This window comes from Streptomyces roseicoloratus, assembly GCF_004117935.1.
Classification (GTDB): domain Bacteria; phylum Actinomycetota; class Actinomycetes; order Streptomycetales; family Streptomycetaceae; genus Streptomyces; species Streptomyces roseicoloratus.
Genome location: NZ_SDOY01000092.1, coordinates 1 through 20,732, shown reverse-complemented (window position 1 = coordinate 20,732; position 20,732 = coordinate 1). Strand labels below are relative to the sequence as shown.

Below are 20,732 nucleotides of genomic sequence, written 5' to 3'. Positions count from 1 at the left end.
GAGCGGCGCCACCGGCCGTGGCAGTCTCACGCGGCGCCGGTTCGTGGCGGGAGGAAACGGACGGGGACACCGGGGGAGTAGAGGACACTGACCGGCGGGTCCTGCGGTCGGGTGAGGCCCGCCGCCGCTGTCAGCGTCTCGTCGCACGAGAGCAGCCGGGCCCGGTGCAGCGGCCAGCGCGGGTGGACGTTCGGGAGGTAGCGCACGCGGCCCAGGAACGAGGCGTGCAGGGCCCAGCGGGCGGTGAGGAAGTGCTCGAGGGGCGTCGGCTCCTCGACGCGCGCACCGATCCGCACCGCGAGCGCGCTCCGGGCGTCCCGAGGGCCGGGCAGCCGGCGGCGGCTCCTGTACGTCACGACGTCGCCGTCCCGCCGGACCGCCATCCCGGACCAGACGTACGGCAGCCGGAACACCCACCGGCCGACCGCCACCGGCAGCAGGCGCGAGGCGTCGAGCGAGCGGAACACCACACCCCGGCGACCGTGCTCGTCGACCGAGTACAGCCGGACGTTCGTTTCCGGGAAGCTGCCGAGGTACGGGAGACCGGGGAGCCGGAACCAGCCGGCGCGGTGCATCCGGAAGGCGACGAGCCCGACGTGGGCGGCGCCGTCGAAGGTGTCGGGCACGGTACCCGGCGGCAGCAGCGGGGCCACCTCCGCCGGATCCACGGCCCAGTGCAGAAAGGTGACGTCGAGCCAGGACTGGGTGAGCAGGGTGACAGCCGGGCCGTGCGGCGGGTCGACCGACACGGGCTCCGGCACGGGCGCGGACACGGGGTCCGGCTCGCGTCCTGGCGGCTCGGTGGGCTGCTGCGGCGGCATCGGAGCAGTATGGCAAACCGGCACCCGGACTCGGCGGATCCAGCCGCACCCGCGCCGGCGGGGCCGCCCCGCCACTCGGCGGACCGGAGTGGCGGGCGGTGGGGTGCGTGGCCGGACTCAGGAGCAGGGTGACGCCCGGGCCGGCGGCAGGGCGACCGGGCGTGAAAGCCGGCGGTGCCGCCGACGGCACGACGGCACGGCGGCAAGTCGGCACGACAGCACGACGGCACCCCAACGTGCAGCTGTCCGCGCCCGCCCGCACGGCCGTCCCTCCGCCCCCACCGCCCCCTCCGGCCCCCTCCGCCCCTCCCGGTGACCTCCACCGCGCTGACCACCGGAAACGTGGTGAACGACAGCTCGAACACCTGGTAGATTGATCTCCGTCGCCGCGGCCGGAAAGCGCGCGGACGACGACACCCTGTCCGGGTGGCGGAATGGCAGACGCGCTAGCTTGAGGTGCTAGTGCCCTTTATCGGGCGTGGGGGTTCAAGTCCCCCCTCGGACACCAGAAGGACGCTTCGCGAGAACGTCCCGAATCATTCACGCCGTACCGGTCGAGGGCATGCCTCGACCGGTATTTCGGCTTTCCGGGGCCCTTCGGCGCATCCGGCGCCGGCGTCACGGGCCCTGGTACGCCGGCGCCGCCCCGCGCGTCCGCGACAAGCTCATTCGCGGCGACGCACGGCGATTACTTCCGGCCGTTCAGGCTCCGCGTCCGGCTTACCCGGACCGGGTGCCGCCCGTGCCACTCTGGTCGCGATTCCGGACCCCGGCCGGAATGCCCGGTGGTGGGGAAAGCGGTGTTCGAACGGCTGACCGGCGTCGCGTCGGCGGCGCCCGGCATGGGAGAGGACAACCCGATGAGCCTGGTGGACGTGTACACGGAGTGGGATCCGCTGGAGGAGATCGTCGTCGGCACCATCGGCGGCGCACGGGTGCCCGTCACCGACCGGAGCCTGCTGGCCGCGGAGTACGGCGACATCGACAACCCGGAGGAGATCGTCCCCGGGCCGTACCCCGCGCACGTCGTCGAGCAGACCGAGGCCGAGCTCGAAGAGCTCGTCGACATCCTCACCGGCCTCGGCGTGAAGGTGCGGCGGCCCGGCGGACGCGACCACAAGGCGGTCGTGTCCACGCCGGACTGGAGCACCGACGGATTCCACGACTACTGCCCCCGCGACGGATTCCTCGCGGTCGGCAAGACCCTCATCGAGTCGCCCATGGTGCTGCGTTCCCGGTGGCTCGAAGGGTTCGCCTACAAGGACCTGTTCATCGAGTACCTCGAGAGCGGCGCACGGTGGATCTCCGCGCCCAAGCCGCAGCTGGCCGACGACATGTACGAGCCGGCCGCGGCGCCCGGCGAACGGCTGAAGAACCTCGAGCCGGTCTTCGACGCGGCCAACGTGCTCAAGTTCGGCACCGACGTGCTGTACCAGGTCTCGGACAGCGGCAACATGCTCGGCGCCCGCTGGCTGCAGGCCGCGCTCGGGGACGAGTACACCGTGCACCCCTGCCCCGGCATCTACACCTCCACCCACATCGACTCCACCATCGCCCCGCTGCGCCCCGGACTCGTGCTGGTCAACCCGTCCCGGGTCAACGACGGCAACATGCCCGAGTTCCTGCGCGGCTGGGACCGGATCGAGTGCCCGGAGCTGGTGGACCAGGGCTTCGTCGGCCCCCACCCGCGCGGCTCGGTGTGGATCGGGATGAACTTCCTGACCGTCGGACCGAGCAAGGTCGTCATCGACAAGCGCCAGGTGGACCTCATCCGGGTGCTGGAACGCCACGGCGTCGAGTGCATCCCGGCGCAGCTCACCCACGCCCGCTCGCTGGGCGGCGGCTTCCACTGCGTGACCCTCGACGTGCGGCGCACCGGCGAGCTCGCCACCTACCGGTAGGACGGGCCGGGGGCCGGCCGGCCTCTCCCGGAGTTCCGCGTACGGGACCCCGGTCCCGCCGGAGTTCCCCGTACGAGCCCGTCGGCCGTCCCTCCGCCGAGACAGCCGTACGAGCCCGTCGGCCGTCCCTCCGCCCAGGCAGCCGTACGAGCCGCCGGCCGGCCCCGACGACGTCCTCCTCGGCGGCGGCCTGGCCGCGCCGCCGCCGGAACCCTCCGAACTCACAAGGGAAGCAAGGGAAACAGCCGATGGTGACCAGCTCCCCCACGGGTACGCGGCGCGTGGCGATCGTCGACGGGCGCTCGACAGGGCGCCATCTGCCGGCCGCGCTGGCCCGGCACGGCATCGAGTGCGTGCACATCCACTCGCCGCACCCCGACGTCCACATGCCCTACGACCCCGACGGCTACGTCGACCACGTCCGCCACGACGGAGACGTGGCCGCCACCGCGACGGCGCTGCGCGAGCACGGCGTCGTCGCCGTGCTCCCCGGCACCGAGTCGGGCGTCGAACTGGCCGACCGGCTCTCCGCCGAACTCGGCACTCCCGGCAACGGGATGAGCCGGCCGAGCGCCCGCCGCAACAAGTACGACATGGTCCAGGCCCTGCGTGACGCCGGACTCGACCACGCGGCCACGATCGTCTCCGCCGACGCCGACGAGATCGTCGCCTGGGCGGAGGCCACGGCGGGCTATCCGGTCGTCGTCAAGCCGGTCTCCAGCTCCAGCACCGACAACGTCGTGGCCTGCTCGACGCCGGAGCAGATACGCGCCGCCCACGCACGGATCCTCGGCGGCACCGACCGGCACGGCATGGTCAACGAGGTCGTGCTCGCGCAGGAGTTCCTGGACGGCGACGAGTACTACGTCAACAGCGTCAGCCGGGGTGGCCGGCACCACACCGTGGAGATCTGGCGCTATCACAAGCGCAGGGTGCCGGGCGGCGACTTCATCTACGACTACGACGAGCCGCTGGCCCCGGACGACCCCGTCGCCCGACGGCTGGAGTCCTACGCGCACCGCGTGCTCGACGCCCTGGAGATCCGCAACGGGGCCGGCCACACCGAGATCATGCTGACCGCCCGGGGACCGGTGCTCGTCGAGTGCGGCGCGCGCACCGGCGGCGGCCAGATCCCGGAGATCATCACGCGCTGCTTCGGCGTGAACCAGGTGGACCTCCTCGCCCTGTCCGTGGCGGACCCCGACGCGTTCGACCGGCTGCCCACCACCGCGTACCGGCTGCTGAAGCACCCGCGCTTCGTGGCCCTCATCAACCCGCGCGAGCGCGGCGTCGTGCCGTCCCGCGAACAGCTGGCGCCGGTCCGTGAACTGCCGTCGTACGCCCACACCGTGATGGCCCATCCGGCGGGCCACGTCCTTCCCCGGACCGTCGACGTCGCGACCTGGCCCGGCTACGTGTACCTGATCGCCGACGATCCCGCGGAGACGCTCGCCGACTACGAGAGGCTCCGCCGGATCGAGCACGAGCACCTGTACGACAACAGACCTTTCTAGGGGCGACCCGCCGCCTGCCGAAGGAGTGCCGACTTGACCACGCACGTGAGCTCCACCCAGGACTGCATAGCGCTCGCCGAGCGCTGGGGCGCCGACGACTACGTCCCGCTGCCCGTCGTGCTCACGCACGGGGAAGGCGCCTGGGTGACCGATCTGGACGGCCGGCGCCATCTCGACTTCCTCGCCGGGTACTCCGCGCTCAACTTCGGCCACCGGCACCCCGACATCATCGCCGCCGCCAAGGCGCAGCTGGACCGGCTGACGCTGACCAGCCGGATGTTCCACCACGACCGGTTCGCGCTGTTCTGCCGCGAACTCGCCGAACTGACCGGCACCGAGCGGGTCCTGCCCTCCAACTCCGGCGGCGAGGCCGTCGACTCGGCCGTGAAGATCGCCCGCAAGTGGGCCTACCGCGTCAAGGGCGTGCCGGACGGCGCCGCCGAGATCATCGTGGCCGGCTCCAACTTCCACGGCCGCACCACCACCATCGTCTCCTTCTCCACCGACGCGACCGTCCACGACGGCTTCGGCCCGTACACGCCGGGCTTCAGGGTCGTGCCGTACGGCGACATCGACGCGCTGCGCGCGGCGGTCACCGAGCACACGGCGGCGGTGCTCCTGGAGCCGATCCAGGCCGAGGCGGGTGTCGTCGTCCCGCCGAAGGGCTACTTCACCGAGGTCCGGCAGCTGTGCGACGAGACGCACACCCTGTTCATCGCCGACGAGGTGCAGTCCGGCCTCGCCCGCACCGGCGCGACGCTCGCCCTCGACCACGAGGGCGTCCGCGCCGACCTGTACACGCTCGGCAAGGCGCTGAGCGGCGGCACCATGCCGGTGTCCGCGGTGGTCGGCCGGGCCGACGTCATCGGCGTGCTCAGGCCCGGCGAGCACGGCTCCACCTTCGGCGGCAACCCGCTCGCCTGCGCCGTCGGCCGCGCCGCGGTGAAGCTGCTCGCGACCGGCGGGTTCCAGGAGCGCTCCCGCGAGCTCGGCACGTACCTGCACGCGCGGCTCGGCGAGCTCGACGGCGTCGCCGAGGTCCGCGGGCGCGGCCTGTGGGCCAACGTGCGGATCGCCGAAGGCCGTCCGACGGGCCGCCGGGTCTCCGAGGCGCTGCTCGAACGGGGCCTGCTGTGCAAGGTGGCCGACGAGAACCTGCGTGTCTCGCCGCCGCTGGTGATCACCCGCGAGGAGCTCGACCGCGGCATCGACGCCATCGCCGAAGTCCTGGGCTGACGAGGAGCCACGTTGTCCGAGAATGCCGGCACCACCGGCCAGGGTTCCCCGGCGGCCGCCGCCTCCGGCCGGCCTCGCGTCCTCGTCGTGGGCGGCAAGGTCAGACAGCTGCGCAAGGCCCGCGAGCTGGGCCTCGACGTGCTGCACGCCCAGTACCCGAACGCGTACGGGAGCGAGCACTGGCCGTACGTCGGCCAGGCGCTGCTGCTCGACTACTCCGACGTCGACCAGGTCCTGCCGATGGCCCGGGCGCTGCACGCGCGGTACCCGTTCCGTACGGCCGTGACGCTGACCGAGTTCGGGCTGCTGCCGGCGGCCCGGATCAACGAGGAGCTCGGTCTGGCCGGCGAGTCCGTCGAGACCGTGGAACTCCTGCTCGACAAGGCGCGGATGCGGCAGTGCCTCGCCGAGAAGGGCCTCAGTCCGGTCGCCTCCGCGGTCGGCCGGACCACCCAGGACGTCCGGGACTTCGTCGCCGCTCACGGACTGCCGATCATCGTCAAGCCGGTCCGCGAGTCGGGCAGCCTGGCGGTGTTCTGCGTCCGCGAGGAGGCCGAGGTGGACGCCGTCGCCGAGAAGTACCGGTCCCTGAACGACAAGGACTGGGCCCAGGGCGACGTGGCGTTCGCCGACACCTTCCAGGAGTTCCTCATGGAGGAGTACCTGGAGGGCCCGCTGTTCAGCGTGGAGACGCTGAGCTTCGACGGCCGGCACGTCGTCGTCGCGACGACCGGCCGTGAGCTCGGCGGTTCCGGCTTCGCGGACTTCGGCACGACGGGCTTCGCGGAGATCGGTCTGTCGATGCCCGCCCCCCATCCGCCCGAGGCGGTGCGTGAGGCGACCCGGCTGGTGTTCGACTTCCTGGACGCGGTGGGGCTGTGCAACGGCCCCGGGCACACCGAGGTCAAGCTGACGCCGCGCGGCCCGCGGATCCTCGAATCGCACAACCGCATCGGCGGGTACGCGATCAACGAGATGGCCGAGCACGTGTACGGCGTGGACATGGAGCGGTACGCGCTGGCCGCGGGGCTCGGCCTCCTGGAGCCCCTCGACGGGTCACCCGAGCCGCGCGGTGCGATGGCCCTCCGGTGCCTCCTGCCGGAGCCCGGCCGGGTCGTGGAGGTGACCGGCACCGAGGCCGTGCGCGCGGACCCGGCGTTCGTGGACCTCCACGTGATGGTGCGGCCCGGCGACGTCGTGAACCCGCTGACCTGGAACGAGGACATCGGAGGCTACGTGGTGGCGCGGGGCGCCGACGCCGCGGAGGCGATCGCCCACAGCAGGCGACTCGCCGACCTGGTCCGGGTGCGAACCGAACCGGTGGGCTGAGCCCGACAAGGCGGCACGGAAGGACAGGTGCGAGGGGGCGGTCGGGCATGCCCGACCGCCCCCTCGCGTGCCCGCGACCGCTCCGGACGCCTCGATGACTGTCAGGAACCTTTACTAACGTCTCCGGTGGCGGCAGCATGTCATGCGCCCATCACATCCCCACTCCCCACCGGAGGTGGCGCATGGCACGACGGCGCACGCTCCCGGCCGCCCTCGCGGCGGCCCTGACCGCGCTCTCCCTCACCCTGTTCGGCACCCTGTCCTCGCAGGCGACCGGCGCACCCGCCGCGGCCGCTCCCGTCGCGGACGCTCCTGCCAAGGCCGCTCCTGCCGGGGCGGCGGCCGGCTGGACCCTGCGCTGGGCGCCCGACGCCGCGACGCAGGGCCTGGGAGCCTTCGAGACCGTCGAGGACGACCGGGCCGGCTCCCATCCCGCCGCCCGGCCCCACATCAAGGTCGCCGGCGACGCCTACCGCTTCGACATGCACATGGTGGACCGGGACTCCCTCACCGACCGCCAGCGGCAGGAGGTGACGGGCAACCGCACCTCGTCGTCCTCCTACCTGTCCTGGAAGCCCGGCGAGACCTGGCGCGTGACGTACTCGATGTACATCCCCGGCTCCCTCATGGCGACCAAGACCTTCACCCACGTCATGCAGACCAAGCAGCCCGGCAGCGGCACCTCGCCCATCACCGTCACCTCCCTGCGCCGCGTGAACGGCCGGCAGACCATCGAGCACAAGGTCTTCGACGGAGACGTCCTCGTCGGGCGCACCGACCTCGAACCGCTGCAGAACAAGTGGATCGACATCGAGTACGAGATCACGATCGGCGACGGGACGGCCGGCGCCGTGCGCTGGGTGGTCAAGAGCGGAGGAACCACCGTCCTGGACGCGACCAAGACCGGCGTCGACACCTTCCTCGCCGACCGGGTGCGCCCCAAGTGGGGCATCTACCGGTCCCTCGGCGACACCTCGGGCTCCCTGCGCGACACCTACCTCCTCCTGAAGAACCTCCGCGCCTACCAGCTGACCGGCTCCGGCCCGGCTCCCGGCCCCGGCACCCTGCTCTCCCAGGGCAGGCCGGTCAGCGCCTCCTCCACCGAGGCGGCCGGACTCGACGCCGGCAAGGCCGTCGACGGCCGCTCCGACACCCGCTGGGCCTCCGCCGAGGGATCCGATCCGCAGTGGCTCCGCGTCGACCTCGGCGCACCCGCCGCCCTCTCGCGCGTCCGCCTCGACTGGGAGGCCGCCCACGCCCGCGCCTACCGCGTCCAGGGCTCGCTCGACGGCACCACCTGGACCGACCTCCACACCACCACGACCGGCGACGGCGGCACCGACGAGACGCCCGTGACCGGCACCGCCCGCTACGTCCGGGTGTACGGCACCCAGCGCGCGACCCCGTACGGATACTCCCTCTGGGAGATGAAGGTCTACGGCACACCGGCGACGGCCGCCGGCTCCTAGGAAGGTGTTCCGCGGACGTCCGCCCAGGCGTCGACGGGACGCGGCGCGGCGAGGAGCCGCGGGGTGACGGGCGGCGCGGCGGGACCCGGCGCGGACCTGCGACCGAGGTCGTAGGCCCGCCGTGGGCCCCGGATCGGACGGCCGACCGAGGCGGAGCCCGAACCCGCCCCGTACGGTGGCCACATGACCATGGATCTCGACGCCTACTTCGCCCGCATCGGCTGGTCCGGCGAGCGCCGGCCCACGCTGGACGTGCTGACGTCCGTGCACCGCGCCCACATCACCGGCATCCCGTTCGAGAACCTGGACCCGGTGCTCGGCAGAGCTCCCTCGCTCGCGCTGCCGGACCTGGAGGCCAAGCTCGTCCACGGCGACCGCGGCGGCTACTGCTACGAGCACAACACCCTGCTCGGCACGGTCCTCAGGGCGCTCGGCTTCGAGGTCACCCTGCTCACCGCCCGCGTCCTCGTCGGCGCGCGGCCCGGCGACGTCCGGCCCCGGACCCACATGCTGATGCTGACCCGGGTGCCCGGCGAGCCGGTGCCGTACGTCACCGACGTCGGCTTCGGCAGCATCGGCTCCCTCCTGGAACCGATCCCGCTGGCCGACGGTGCCGAGCTGCACGACGCCCCGCGCCACCACCGCCTGGTCCGCGCCGCGCACGACGGACCGCTGGAGACGTGGACGCTGCAGGCGCACGGCGCGGAGACCGAAGGCTGGGACGACCAGTACGCCTTCACCGTCGAGCCGTTCCGGCAGCCCGACTACGAGGTGATCAACTGGTACATCGCGACGCACCCGCGCTCGCCGTTCGCCCGCGCCGTCTACGCCCAGCGCACCACCGACGACGCCCATCTGGCCCTCTCCGGGCGGACGTTCACGCAGACCGGCGCCGACGGCACCCGCAAGGAGCGCGAACTCGCCGACGCGGACGAGGTGCTGACCGTCCTGGCCGAGGACTTCGGCATCCTGCTGCCCGACGGCACCCGCCTGCCGCGGTAGCGCCCGGCTCCGCGCCTCCCGGACCGCCCTGACCGGCGCGAAGTCTCCGCGGCTCTGGTCGGGGCCCCGGACCGCTGCGTACACTCCACCCTCGATGCGGGCACGGCGCGGTGATCCGCATCGAGAGGCGGGAGGGCATGCGTATGGCAGCGGAACCGGTTCCCCGGCGCGAAGTGGTCACGCGCCACCCCGGGAGCACGCCCGCGCACACCGCCTACCGGTCCACGCCGTACCGCCCCGCGACCGAGCCGCCCCGCGCACTCACCCCGGCCGCCCACGCGCACGTACGACGGCTCATCCGGCGCCAGCTGCGGGCCGGGCTCGCCACCGGCGCGGCGCTCGCGCTGCTCGTCGGCACCCTGCCCCTGGTCTTCCGGTACCTGCCCGGTACCGGTCTCGGACCGGTACCGGCGGTCGTCGTCTGGCTCGTGCTCGGCGTCGCCGTGTACCCGCTCCTCCTGCTCCTCGCCGGCCGCTACGTCCGGCGCGCCGAGCGCAACGAGCGGGACTACACCCGGGCCGTCGAAGGAGCCTGAGCGGTGTCCCGCACCGCGGCGGCCGGGGCCGCCGAGTGAACCAGCCCTACGGCGTCGCCGCGGTGTCCGCCGTGATCGTCGCCACGGTCGCGGTCGGCGCCCTCGGCCTGCGCATCTCCCGCACCACCTCCGACTTCTACGTGGCCTCGCGCAGCGTGCCCGCCCGCCTCAACGCCGCCGCCATCAGCGGCGAGTACCTGTCCGCCGCCTCGTTCCTCGGCATCGCCGGACTCGTGCTCGCCCAGGGCGTGGACATGCTGTGGTTCCCCGTCGGCTACACCGCCGGACACCTGGTCCTGCTCGCGTTCGTCGCGGCCCCGCTGCGCCGCTCCGGCGCGTACACGCTGCCCGACTTCGCCGAGGCGCGCCTGGAGTCCCGGGCCGTGCGGCGCGCGGCGGGACTGCTCGTCGTGGTCGTCGGCTGGCTGTACCTGCTGCCCCAGCTCCAGGGCGCCGGACTCACCCTCGGCACCCTCACCGGACTGCCCTCCTGGTCGGGCGGGATCGTGGTGGCCGTGGTGGTCGCCCTCTCCGTCGCCGCGGGCGGCATGCGCAGCATCACCTTCGTCCAGGCCTTCCAGTACTGGCTGAAACTGACGGCCCTGCTGGTGCCGCTGCTGTTCCTGCTGTTCGCCTGGTACGCGGACGGCCGGCCCGCCCCCGCCCTCGACGAACCGCCCGGATTCCGCGGGCACGCCGAGGTCCGCGTCGACGACGGCGTCACCCTCCGGATCGGCGAGCCGCTGCGCGTCACCGTCACCGGGACCGTCGACGGCCACCGCCACGACGGCGAGCCGGTCGAGCTGGCCCCCGGCCGCCACCGGGTCGACGCCGGCACCGTCCTCGGCTTCCCGCCCGGCAGCACCGTGCCCGAGCGCTCCACCGCCGGGGGAGACGGAGGCACCTCCACCGGCTGGGCCGAACCCCGCGGCCACGCGGGCGAGGAGCACCCGCTGTACGCCACCTACGGACTGATCCTCGCCACCTTCATGGGCGCCATGGGCCTGCCGCACGTCGTGGTCCGCTTCTACACCAACCCCGACGGCCGGGCCGCCCGCCGCACCACCGTCGTCGTCCTCGGCCTGGTCGGCGCCTTCTACCTGCTCGTCCCGCTCTACGGGGCCCTCGGCCGCGTCTACGCCCCGGACCTGCTGCTCACCGGGAACACCGACACGGCCGTGCTCATGCTGCCCGACCGGCTGATCGGCGGAACCGCGGGCGACCTCCTCGGCGCGCTGCTCGCCGCGGGCGCCTGCGCCGCCTTCCTGTCCACCGCCTCAGGGCTCACCATGGCCGTCGCCGGGGTCCTCACCCAGGACTTCCTGCCCTCGCCCCGCGGCGTACGGCACTTCCGGCTCGCGACCGCCCTCGCCGTGGCCGTACCCGCCGCCGGGCACGTCGTGGTCCAGGGCCTGTCCGTCGCCAACGCCGTCGGCCTTGCCTTCGCGGTGGCCGCCTCCTCCTTCTGCCCGCTGCTCCTCCTCGGCATCTGGTGGCGCCGGCTCACCGCCGCGGGCGCCCTCGCCGGCCTGGTCACCGGCGGCGGGGCCGCGCTCGCCGCCGTCTTCGCCACCGTCATGGGCGGCCCCGACTCCGGCTGGCCGCGCGCGCTGCTGGCCTGGCCCGCCGTGTGGAGCGTGCCCCTGGGCTTCCTCACCATGATCCTGGTCTCGCTGGCCACTCCGAAGCGCGTGCCCGCCGGCACCGACGCGATCATGGCGCGCCTCCACCTGCCCGAGGCCCCCGTGCCCGTACCGCCCGCCGGAGCCTGGAAGGCGCGCCGATGACCCTGCTGTTGCTGCTGCTGTGCTGCGCCGTCGTCGGCGCGGTCTGCTTCGCCGCGGGCGCCGCCTACGCACGGGGCGCCGGGCACGTCCTCGGCGCCGGGTTCGTCCGCGGAGCGGGGCGCCGGGGCCCGGCGCGCGGGGACGGACGGGACCCGGACGGCGTGGAACGCGCCACCTTCCAGACGCTGCACACCGCGTCGCTCGCCGCCCCGCCGCTGCGGGCCGGACTGACCGCCGACACGGCCCGCAAGGCGGTGCGCCGGCTGCGGCCCCTGCTCGGCACCCAGTCGCTGGCGCTCACCGGCCTGGACGGCGTCCTCGCCTGGGAGGGCGGCGGCGACCACCACGGCGAGCAGCTCGCCGCGCAGGTCACGAAGGCCGTGCAGGCGGGCCGTACCCGCAGCTTCTTTGTGGACTGCGACCGCGCCGACTGCGCCGTCCGCTTCGGGGTGGTCGCGCCGCTGACCGCGGGCGGGCGGCCCAAGGGCGCCCTCGCGGCCTTCGGCACCCACGACTCGGCCGCCGTCGCCCGGGCCACCGAGGAGGTGGCCCGCTGGGTCTCCGGCCAGCTGGAGCTGGCGGAACTCGACCGGGCGCGCAGCAGCCTCATCGAGGCGGAGATCCGCGCCCTGCGCGCGCAGATCTCCCCGCACTTCATCTACAACTCCCTCGCCGCCATCGCCTCGTTCGTCCGCACCGATCCGGAGCGGGCCCGCGAACTGCTCCTGGAGTTCGCCGACTTCACCCGCTACTCCTTCCGCAGGCACGGCGAGTTCACCACGCTCGCCGAGGAGCTGAACTCGATCGAGCAGTACCTGGAGCTGGTCCGCGCACGGTTCGGCCGGCGCCTCCAGGTCACCCTGCAGATCGCGCCCGAGGTGCTGCCGGTCGCGCTGCCGTTCCTGTGTCTCCAGCCGCTGGTCGAGAACGCCGTCAAGCACGGCCTGGAGGACTCCGTCGAACGCAGCCTCATCACCATCGTCGCCGTCGACGAGGGTGCGGTGGCCCGGGTCAGCATCGAGGACAACGGCGTCGGCATGGAACCCGGGCGACTGCGCCGCATCCTGAACGGCGAGGGCGGACCCACCACCGGAATCGGCCTGCGCAACGTCGACGAACGGCTGCGTCAGGTGTACGGCGAGAACGAGGGCCTGGTCATCGAGACCGCCGTCGGCGCCGGCATGAAGATCACCCTGCGCATCCCCAAGTACCACGCGGGCGTCCACGCCCACGCCCCGACCGGCCGCGAGGGCTGAGTCCGGTCGCGCGGCCGGGGCCCTCCCCGTGTCCCCTTCCGCACGGCACGGCACAGCACAGCACCGCACGGCACAGCACGGCACGGTGCCGGGTCGGTCCGGGCCCGGGTGACGCGCGAGCGCCGGGCTCGCTGTCGCCCCCCCCGCCAGGCCCGGCCGAGCCGAGCCGACCCGGCCTGCCTCGGCCGGGCCCGGCCGAGGACACGGGTCACCGCGTCTGGTACTCCCGGCGCAGCGACTCCAGGATCTCCGCCGCCTCCGGCAGGCCGGCGGTGCGGCAGCGGGCCGCCGCGACCGCCAGCCGGGCCGCGGCGTCGGCGTGGCGCTCCAGGCCGTTGCCCTCGATCAGGGCCGCTGTCCGCACCGCCTCGGCGCGCGGCACCTCGCCCTCCTCACCGCCCCGCTCGTGAGCGGCGACGGCGGACTCCGCCGACGCCAGCGCCTCGGTGAAGCGCTCGGCTTCGGCGAGCACGCGGGCGCGCTGGTAGTGCACCGAACCCTGCTCGTACCAGAGCGGGAAGTCCGCCGACTCCTCGGGCACGGCCGCGAGCAGCGCGTCGGCCCGCGCCAGGTGCTCCAGCGCCTCGTCGAGGCCCTCCTGACCGCGGGCGGCCATGGTGAGCCGGGCGAACTCGCGCATCATGTGGGCGAGCAGCGGCGGGTTCGGGGCCTCGGCGTGCGAGGCGACCGCGCGGTCGTACGCCGTGGCCGCCGCGTCCCAGCGGTCGGCGAGCACCAGCGTGACCGCCGCCTCCGCCGCCACCAGGGTGTGCACGGCGCGGTCGTCCTTCCACTCCGCGACGGCGTCCGCGAGCCGCAGGAACTCCTCGGCCGCCGGCAGGAACTCCTCCAGGTCCCGCAGGCCGCGGCCCAGCGTCAGCCGCGCCTGGGCGAGCATCCGCTCGTCGAGCGACGCGGCCGCCCCGTCGGACAGGACCGACTCCAGTACGGCGACGGCGTCGGCCTGCCGGCCGGCACGCGCCAGGACGTCGGCGAGCTGGAGCCGGATGTCCGTGGCCTCCTCCGCGTCCCCGGCCTGGTCGAACCGCGCGGCCGCCTCCGACAGATGGCGCACGGCGGCGTTGACGTCACCGAGGTGCGAGGCGGCGTGCCCGAGCAGCGCGTACGACGGGGCCATCGGGAAGTCCGCGTCGTCGTGGCGCACGGCGGCGCCGATCGCCTCGTGCAACAGCTCCACCGCCTCCGCCGGCTCCTGCCTGGCGAGCAGGAACTGCGCGAGCAGGCAGCGGGGACGGGTGCCGCGCCAGGGCCGGCCGGACGCTTCGACGTCGGCGAGCGCCGCGCGCAGCTCGGCCTCGGCCTCGGCGAAGTCGCCGCGCCGCCCGGCCAGGTCGGCGGCGTACTGCCGCGCGTTGGCAGCCTGGTGGAGCACGGAAAGCCGCTCGGCCTCCGACCGCAGTGTGCCGGCGAGCTCCTCGAACCGGGCGACGGCGGCGTCGGAGGGCTCCGGCATCTGCCGCAGCACCTCGCGATAGGCGCTGTACGCGGCGGAGTTCAGAACGATGGCGTACTGGAGGACACGTGCCCGGGCGACGTCGTGGCCGTCGTGCACGGACGCGGTCTCACCGGCACCGGGCCGCTCGCCCGTGAGCGGGGCCGCGGCCTTCAGCCGCTCGGCCTCGCGCAGCACCGCGTCGACCTCGGCCTGAACCGCCGCGGGGTCGTGCCGGGCCGTGTCCGGGGTGCCGGCCTCCGTGCCATGGCCGGCCGGGACACGATCCGCGTCCGCGCCCTTGGCGTCACCGCCGCCGCCACCGCCACTGCTGCCGCCGACCGCGCCGCTGTCGCTGTCCGCGCCGCTGTCGCTGTCCGCGCCGCCGTCGTCCAAGCCCCCGTGCGTGTCGCCGTCGTCCGCGCCGCCGCCGCCGTCCGCGCCCGGACCCGTCTGCGTCTCCCCGGCGGTCTCCCCGTCCTCCTCGCCGGCGGTGCCCCACGCGAGGACGCGGGCCCGGGCGGCGAGCGCGTGCCAGGGCATGCCGATGCCCGCGTACAGACCGGCCGCACGGTCGAGTCCGGCGGCGAACTCGGCGCGCCGGTCCGCGATCCCGGACCGGGCGGCGCGGTGGTCGGCGAGCTCGGCCTCCAGGAGCTCCGGCGGGCCGAGCCGGTCGTCGTGCGGGTCCGGTGCGGCGCCGTCCGCGAGGCGCTCGCCGATCCGCTCCCACAGCCGCCGCTCCGAAGGATGGCCCTCGGCGGCCAGCCGCCGCGCCTCCCGGACCAGGTCGGCGAAGTCCTCCGGGATCTCGACGACGGCCGCCGACGCGCGGGCGGCGGCCGCGGCCCCGCCGGCCGTGCCGCCGGGGGCCGTGGCCGGCCGGGTCACGGCGGTGCGCAGACCGAGCGGCAGGGGCTCGTCGAGCAGCGGAGCGCGGCCGAGCCGCTCCCGGCGCCGGTCGCCGACCGCCGTCGTGCCGTTGCGCGCGTCGAACGCGGCGGCCAGCGGGCCGGCCTCGGCGCGTACGTGGCCGAGGAGTTCGCCCGCCGTCCAGTTCCGGCCGGGCGGGCCCGCGACGGCGGTGTCGCCGAGACCGTCCGCCACGATCCGGGCCAGCAGCACCTCGGCGCCGGTGAGGAATTCCAGCCGGGCCAGCGGCGCGCCGCCCGCCTCGAACGGACCGCGGTTCTCCGCGAGGATCTCCAGGCCGCGCCCCTCGTTCCGGGACAGGGCGCAGAACTCCAGGTGCAGACCCAGCTCCTCCTGCATGCCGGTGTTGCCCCGGATCCGGCGGTAGCCGGTGAGGTGGTGCGAGCGGGCCTCGTCCAGGCGGCCGGTGCGCAGCAGGGGCAGCAGGGCGCGCGCCTGGCTGGACTGCGGCTCCTCGGAGCAGCCCTGGGACCCGTCGAGCACGGGGCGCCAGGCGTCCAGGGCGCCCTCGTCGTCACCGGCCGACAGAAGGTGGCCGGCGATGCCGCGGGTCTCGCAGGCCTCGCAGTCGCTCAGGTCCGTGCGCGGCCGGGTCACCCACAGGTCGTACGCGTCGGCGACGCCCACGCCGGTGTGCTCGGCGACGTGGTAGCCCATGGCCGCCACCGGCTGCATGCCGTGCCCGGCCGCCTCGTAGCGCTCGCGCATCCGGTCGATCCAGCCCAGGACCGTGGCCAGCGGCACCTCGGGCACCTGGAGCAGCGAGGTCGTCACCCACTTGAAGCGCCAGAAGACCTGGTGGGCCTCCCACTCGCTGAACGAACCGGGAGCGGTGTCCCACAGTTTCAGGAGCCGGGCGAACGCGACCGGCGACTTGCGGTGCTCACCGGTGAACTCGTAGGCCGTCATCAGCTCCAGGAGCGCGGTGACGAGCACGTCCGGCTTCTCGAAGACCTCGGCCGCCTCCACCAGTTCCTCGGCGGTGACGGTGCGCTGCAGGCCGTGCGGGCGGTCGTGGTTCTCCCGCAACGCCTCGAACACGGCCTCGGGGGTGTCCAGCATCTACAGTTCCTTCCGGGGCTCGGTGCCGGGGGTCCCCGGACCGCCGGGGGTGTCCGTGCCGGTGTGGTGCATGGCATGGCTGAGCAGACCCATGAAGGCCCGGTTGAGCAGGGCGCTCTCGCTCGCCTTGAGCGGGCGACGGCTCAGCAGCAGCGCCTGCCCGTACAGCGCCTCGGCCGTGGTCACGGCGAGGCCGCGCTCGGTGATCGTGACGGCCTGCCGGACCAGCGGGTTGAGGTGGTTCAGGACCAGCTGCGCGCGCGGTGTCTCGTTGCGCAGCGAGCCGAGGATGTCCGCCCACAGTCCGTCGCTGTCGGCGGCGAGGCTCGACCGGGTCCGCTCGTGCCGTGCCTCGCGGTTGTCGAGCAGCAGCGCGGGCGCGGTGACCGGCTGGAAGTCCCGCAGCACCACGTCGCAGTCGTGGACGCCGACGGTCTCCCGGGCCACGGCGAGGAAGCCGGCGGCGCGCAGCTCGGCGGTCGGGTCCACGGCGTCCAGGTGCGCGGTCACCGTGGCCGGGTCGAGGTCCGTGACCGTCGTGCCGGGCCGGATCTCCGGCAGCCGGAGCACCAGGTCCCGGTCGTAGGTGTAACCGCCGTTGACGACGCCGAGACCCGCCGCCGCGGCGATCGGCGCGACCTGACGGAACTCCTCGACGCTACGGGTGACGAGGAGCGTCGGATGGGTCCGGGCGAACTCCTCCAGGGTGACGTTGCCGTCGGTGGTCTCGAACGGCAGCCACGGCAGCACGATCCGCAGCAGTTCGTCGTCGTAGCGGGCCAGCGCCTTGACCGCGAGGTGGTGGGTGTCGATGAAGCGGTGCAGCAGCGCCGGGTCGCTCGCGGCGAGCCCGGTCAGCCAGTCGCGGATCCGCTCGCCGAGCGCGTCCCGCACGGCCGAGAGCGTGCCGTCCTCGTAGAGCGACTCGCGCGAGGCGGTCGGCCGCAGGCTGGTCGTGTCGACCACGCAGCGCACGAAGAACGCCCAGTCGGGCAGCAGTTCGGGCGCCTGGTCGGTCAGCAGCATGCCCTTGAGGTGCACCCGGTGACCGGCCCGCTGCGCCGGGCTCACCGCGGTCGGCAGCACATAGGCCACACCGCGCAGCCCGGCCGCCGGCAGATCCAGGTCGATGGTGTCGAGCGGCGTGAAGTCGAACAGGGTGCGGCAGTACGCGGTGAGCGCCTCCCGGCGGGCCAGCGGGGAGCGGTGCTGCCGCTCCCACGGCGGCGTGTCGTTGACCCGGTGGCTCTCGCCGCGCGGACCGACCACGGTCACCTCGTGCCGCAGCAGCCCGCCGTAGTGCCGGGCGAGCGCGACGACCTGCTCGGGGCTCGTCCACTCCGCGTTGTCGGCACGCGGAGTGAGGCGCACGGTGGTGCCCGGCTCGGGCACCGCCGACGCCGGCAGCGTACGGAGGGTGTAGCGGCCGTCGGAGTGGCCGCGCCACTCGACGGCGGGCGCCGCGGGGTCGACGGCCGACCGGCTGAGCACCGTGATCTCGTCGGCCACCACGAAACAGGCGAGCAGACCGATGCCGAACTGGCCGATGAACTCCCCGCGCGCCGCGTCCAGTCCGGCGCCGTCGAGGCCGCCGTCGGCGGTCCGCTTGGAGCTGCGCCCGATGGTCGCGAGGAAACGGTGCACGTCGGCTTCGGTCAGACCGATGCCGGTGTCCGTGACGGTGAGCGTGTCGCCGGTGCGCACGGTGATGCTGCCGGGCGCGCCGGGCACGGCCGCCTGACGCGCCGTGATCGCGTCGACGGCGTTCTGCAGCAGCTCGCGGAGGTAGACGCGCGGACTGGAGTAGAGGTGATGGGAGAGCAGGTCGACCAGGCCGCGCAGATCGACCTGGAAGGTGTGGGCGGTCTCGGCCCGGTTCGAGTGGGACACCTGGATGACGTCTTTCTGACGGTACGACGGTCGGTATGAGGTACGGAGGGATGACGGGGTACGGAAGATGTGCGAGGTGCGGAGGTGGAGACGAGGTGCGGAGGTGAAGGCGGGCTACGGAGGTGAAGACGGGCTACGGAGGTGCGGACGAGCGGCGAGGTGGGTACGGGGGCCGGGGGCGGAGCCATGCCGGCTCCTGGGCCCCGGACGCCTGGTTCGGGACGGGGGGCCACCATGCCGGAAGGCGGATCTCCGGCTCAGCGGCCGGCGGCGGAACGATGCTTGCGGTAGGCGGCGACCGGGTCACCGTCGAGATAGCTCCAGGGGAACTCCGTGACCAGGCCCCCGGACGCCTCGAAGCACTCGCGCGCGGCGGCCCGCTCGCCGGCCATCGAGAAGGCCATGGCGAAGCTGTTGAACACCTGGAGGCGGCCGGTGCGCGGCGCGAACTCCGGGTGCCGGTACGCGTGGTCGGCGGCCTGGTGCAGGGACGCCACCACGTCGGGGCGGCGCATGTACGCGACGCCCGGGTCGCCGTCGAGGGCGAGCCAGTGCTCGATGTGCGCGAGCGCGACGAGCTGGCCGAGCGGCGTGCCGACGGGCGCGCCGAACGCGGCTTCGCGCGCGAAGGCGTGCATCTCCTCGTGCGAGCCGTTCCACTTCTCGCAGACCTGCTGCAGCCGCTGCTGGTGCGCGCCCAGGTGGTACGGGTCGCGCCGCACGGCCGCCTCGAAGCGGCGCCGCGCCACGACCGGGCCGACTTCGAGGCCGCGGCCGCTCATCAGGAGGCCGTACCAGGGCGAGGTCCACGCCGGCTCGCGCTCGGCCGCCTCGTACAGCCACGTCTCCGCCGTGCGCAGCCGGTCGTGGAACACCTCGAACTGCTCGCGCGAGACGTACTCGGCCCGCATGCCGGTCCTGGCCTCCCAGCCCCAGCGGACCTGCCGGAACCCCGCGACCAGCCGCGGCAGCGCCGCGTCCGGCTCCGCTTCCAGCACGCCGGTGATCCAGCGCTCCACGCCGGCGGTGTTCGCGACGGCCATCAGCAGGTCCGCGCGGTCCGTGCTCTCGGGCCGCGCTTCGAGGACGGCCCGCAGGGACGTCCAGTCGCCCGCCTCGGCGGCCTCGCGGGCGCGCGTCACATCGGGATCGCCGGAGTCCCGCTCCAGCGTCGCCGCGGACCGGCCGGTCCATTTCCCGAGCGTGAGCCCCCACTCACGGAGCAATGCCATGTCCCACCCCTTGACTGTCGAACGGGCAGGTCAGAGAACACCTCCCCGATGGAGTAGTGACTATCACGCTCGGCCGACATTCGCCCAACGTTATCCACAGGCGCCGGCGGACCACCCCGACGGCGGACCCCGCCGGCCGTGGTCAGTCCACGGCGCGCCACGAACAGGGCCTTCTCGCCGGCCGACGCCGTACCGTCGTGGCCCATCGGCGGCCGCAGGAGCGGCGGCGGTCCGGGCGCCGTCCGTCGGGTTTCCGTCCTGCGGACTGCCGGTGGGTGGGCCCGCGGGCTAGACTCCGCGGCCGGAGCCCCGGGGAGGGGCGGTTTTCGGCCATCTCGAAAATTCCCCGGCGGTTTCCGTTATCCGGCGGGCCTGTCGTGGTCTCCCAGGTGTCGGGCATCGGCAACAGGCAGGACGACCAGGATGAGGCAAGGCATGGAAGCACCGCACGGGACCGAGCTGGTGAGGGCCGCGCAGGGTGGTGACCCCGAGGCGCGGGACCGGCTCGTCGCCGCGTATCTTCCGCTCGTCTACAACATCGTCGGGCGGGCGATGAACGGGCACCACGACGTGGACGACGTCGTCCAGGAGACGATGCTCCGGGCGCTCGACGGGCTCGGCGGCCTGCGGTCCCCGGACGGCTTCCGGTCCTGGCTGGTCGCCATCGCCATGAACACGCTCCGCACCCACTGGCACCGCCAGCAGGCCCGCCACGCCGCCGGCACCCTCGACGAGGCCCGTGACATGGCCAGGCCCGGTGCCGACTTCGTCGAGCTGACCGTGGTCCGGCTGCAGCTGTCCGGGCAGCGGCGCGAGACCGCGGAGGCCACCCGCTGGCTGGAGCCCGAGGACAACGCCCTGCTGTCCCTGTGGTGGCTGGAATGCGCCGGTGAACTGACCCGTCACGAGGTCGCCGCCGCCCTGGAAATTCCGACCGAGCACGCCGGGGTACGGATCCAGCGCATGAAGGAACGCCTGGAGAGCGCCCGGGTCGTCGTACGCGCCCTGTCCGCGACCCCGCTGTGTCCGACGCTGCGGGAGAGCCTCGGCATCTGGGACGGCCGGCCCTCCGCGCTGTGGCGCAAGCGCATAGCCCGCCACGCCCGGGGCTGCGCCCACTGCGCCGGCCTCTGGCACGGCCTCGTCCCCGCCGAGGGGCTGCTCGCCGGACTGCTGCTCGTCCCGCCGGCGGCCCTGCTGCTCGGCGCCGTCCGCGAGGCCGCCGGCCTCGGCCCGACCGCCCTCGCCGGGGCCACCACCGCGGCCACGGCGACGACCGCCCCCACGGCGACCGTCGCGCCGGCCGTGTCC

The 20,732-nt window shown here is 74.1% G+C and carries 14 protein-coding genes, 1 tRNA gene and 1 pseudogene; 12 read left to right on the top strand and 4 right to left on the bottom strand.

What is annotated here, in order from left to right; genetic code table 11:
• Positions 1–26: 26 nt before the first annotated feature.
• The gene (locus ESG85_RS09385; protein ID WP_128977594.1) at positions 27–821 is read right to left on the bottom strand and encodes a YqjF family protein; all 795 of its coding nucleotides are present in this window, start codon (positions 819–821) and stop codon (positions 27–29) included.
• A 420-nt stretch (positions 822–1,241) separates the two neighbouring features.
• Between ESG85_RS09385 and ESG85_RS09380 the strand changes: the two genes are divergently transcribed.
• From ESG85_RS09380 to ESG85_RS09335, 11 genes and pseudogenes are all read left to right on the top strand, one after another.
• Positions 1,242–1,329, top strand: a tRNA-Leu gene (locus tag ESG85_RS09380).
• Positions 1,330–1,681: 352 nt separating this feature from the next.
• Positions 1,682–2,722, top strand: coding sequence for an inosamine-phosphate amidinotransferase 1 (locus ESG85_RS09375; protein WP_128977646.1), 1,041 nt, complete (start codon positions 1,682–1,684; stop codon positions 2,720–2,722).
• Positions 2,723–2,970: 248 nt separating this feature from the next.
• Positions 2,971–4,236, top strand: a complete 1,266-nt coding sequence (locus ESG85_RS09370; RefSeq protein WP_128977593.1) for an ATP-grasp domain-containing protein — start codon at positions 2,971–2,973, stop codon at positions 4,234–4,236.
• A gap of 45 nt (positions 4,237–4,281) precedes the next feature.
• A complete protein-coding gene (gene rocD, locus ESG85_RS09365) occupies positions 4,282–5,472 on the top strand; it encodes an ornithine--oxo-acid transaminase (RefSeq protein ID WP_128977645.1) in 1,191 nt (396 codons plus the stop codon).
• A gap of 12 nt (positions 5,473–5,484) precedes the next feature.
• Positions 5,485–6,801, top strand: a complete 1,317-nt coding sequence (locus ESG85_RS09360) for an ATP-grasp domain-containing protein (RefSeq protein ID WP_164986204.1) — start codon at positions 5,485–5,487, stop codon at positions 6,799–6,801.
• 224 nt (positions 6,802–7,025) lie between these two features.
• Positions 7,026–7,832, top strand: a pseudogene (locus ESG85_RS09355) (Tat pathway signal sequence domain protein); the annotation flags it as partial.
• Entirely contained in the window at positions 7,806–8,270 is a 465-nt protein-coding gene (locus tag ESG85_RS35300) for a discoidin domain-containing protein (RefSeq protein WP_181019001.1), read from the top strand. The pseudogene ESG85_RS09355 and the gene ESG85_RS35300, both read left to right, overlap by 27 nt.
• 183 nt (positions 8,271–8,453) lie before the next feature.
• A complete protein-coding gene (locus ESG85_RS09350) occupies positions 8,454–9,272 on the top strand; it encodes an arylamine N-acetyltransferase family protein (protein WP_128977592.1) in 819 nt (272 codons plus the stop codon).
• 143 nt (positions 9,273–9,415) lie between these two features.
• Entirely contained in the window at positions 9,416–9,808 is a 393-nt protein-coding gene (locus ESG85_RS09345; RefSeq protein ID WP_128977591.1) for a hypothetical protein, read from the top strand.
• 35 nt (positions 9,809–9,843) lie between these two features.
• Positions 9,844–11,595 (top strand): sodium/solute symporter, encoded by a 1,752-nt coding sequence (locus ESG85_RS09340; RefSeq protein ID WP_128977590.1) that lies wholly within the window; start codon positions 9,844–9,846, stop codon positions 11,593–11,595.
• On the top strand, positions 11,592–12,851 hold the full coding sequence (locus tag ESG85_RS09335) for a sensor histidine kinase (RefSeq protein WP_128977589.1): 1,260 nt from the start codon (positions 11,592–11,594) through the stop codon (positions 12,849–12,851). Before ESG85_RS09340 ends, ESG85_RS09335 begins: the two co-directional genes overlap by 4 nt.
• 208 nt (positions 12,852–13,059) lie before the next feature.
• On the opposite strand, the gene ESG85_RS09330 is transcribed toward ESG85_RS09335, so the two are convergent.
• The 3 genes from ESG85_RS09330 to ESG85_RS09320 all read right to left on the bottom strand — a co-directional run bounded on the left by ESG85_RS09330 (position 13,060) and on the right by ESG85_RS09320 (position 19,421).
• Positions 13,060–16,299, bottom strand: a complete 3,240-nt coding sequence (locus ESG85_RS09330; RefSeq protein ID WP_128977588.1) for a hypothetical protein — start codon at positions 16,297–16,299, stop codon at positions 13,060–13,062.
• The gene (locus ESG85_RS09325) at positions 16,300–18,189 is read right to left on the bottom strand and encodes an HSP90 family protein (RefSeq protein WP_374050366.1); all 1,890 of its coding nucleotides are present in this window, start codon (positions 18,187–18,189) and stop codon (positions 16,300–16,302) included. It abuts the gene before it with no gap.
• A gap of 257 nt (positions 18,190–18,446) precedes the next feature.
• Positions 18,447–19,421: a hypothetical protein gene (locus ESG85_RS09320; RefSeq protein ID WP_246094900.1), complete on the bottom strand. Its 975-nt coding sequence runs from the start codon at positions 19,419–19,421 to the stop codon at positions 18,447–18,449.
• Between the two features lie 435 nt (positions 19,422–19,856).
• Here ESG85_RS09320 and ESG85_RS09315 point away from each other — a divergent pair.
• The coding region (locus tag ESG85_RS09315) for an RNA polymerase sigma factor (protein ID WP_164986203.1) at positions 19,857–20,732 on the top strand (876 nt) is incomplete at its 3' end.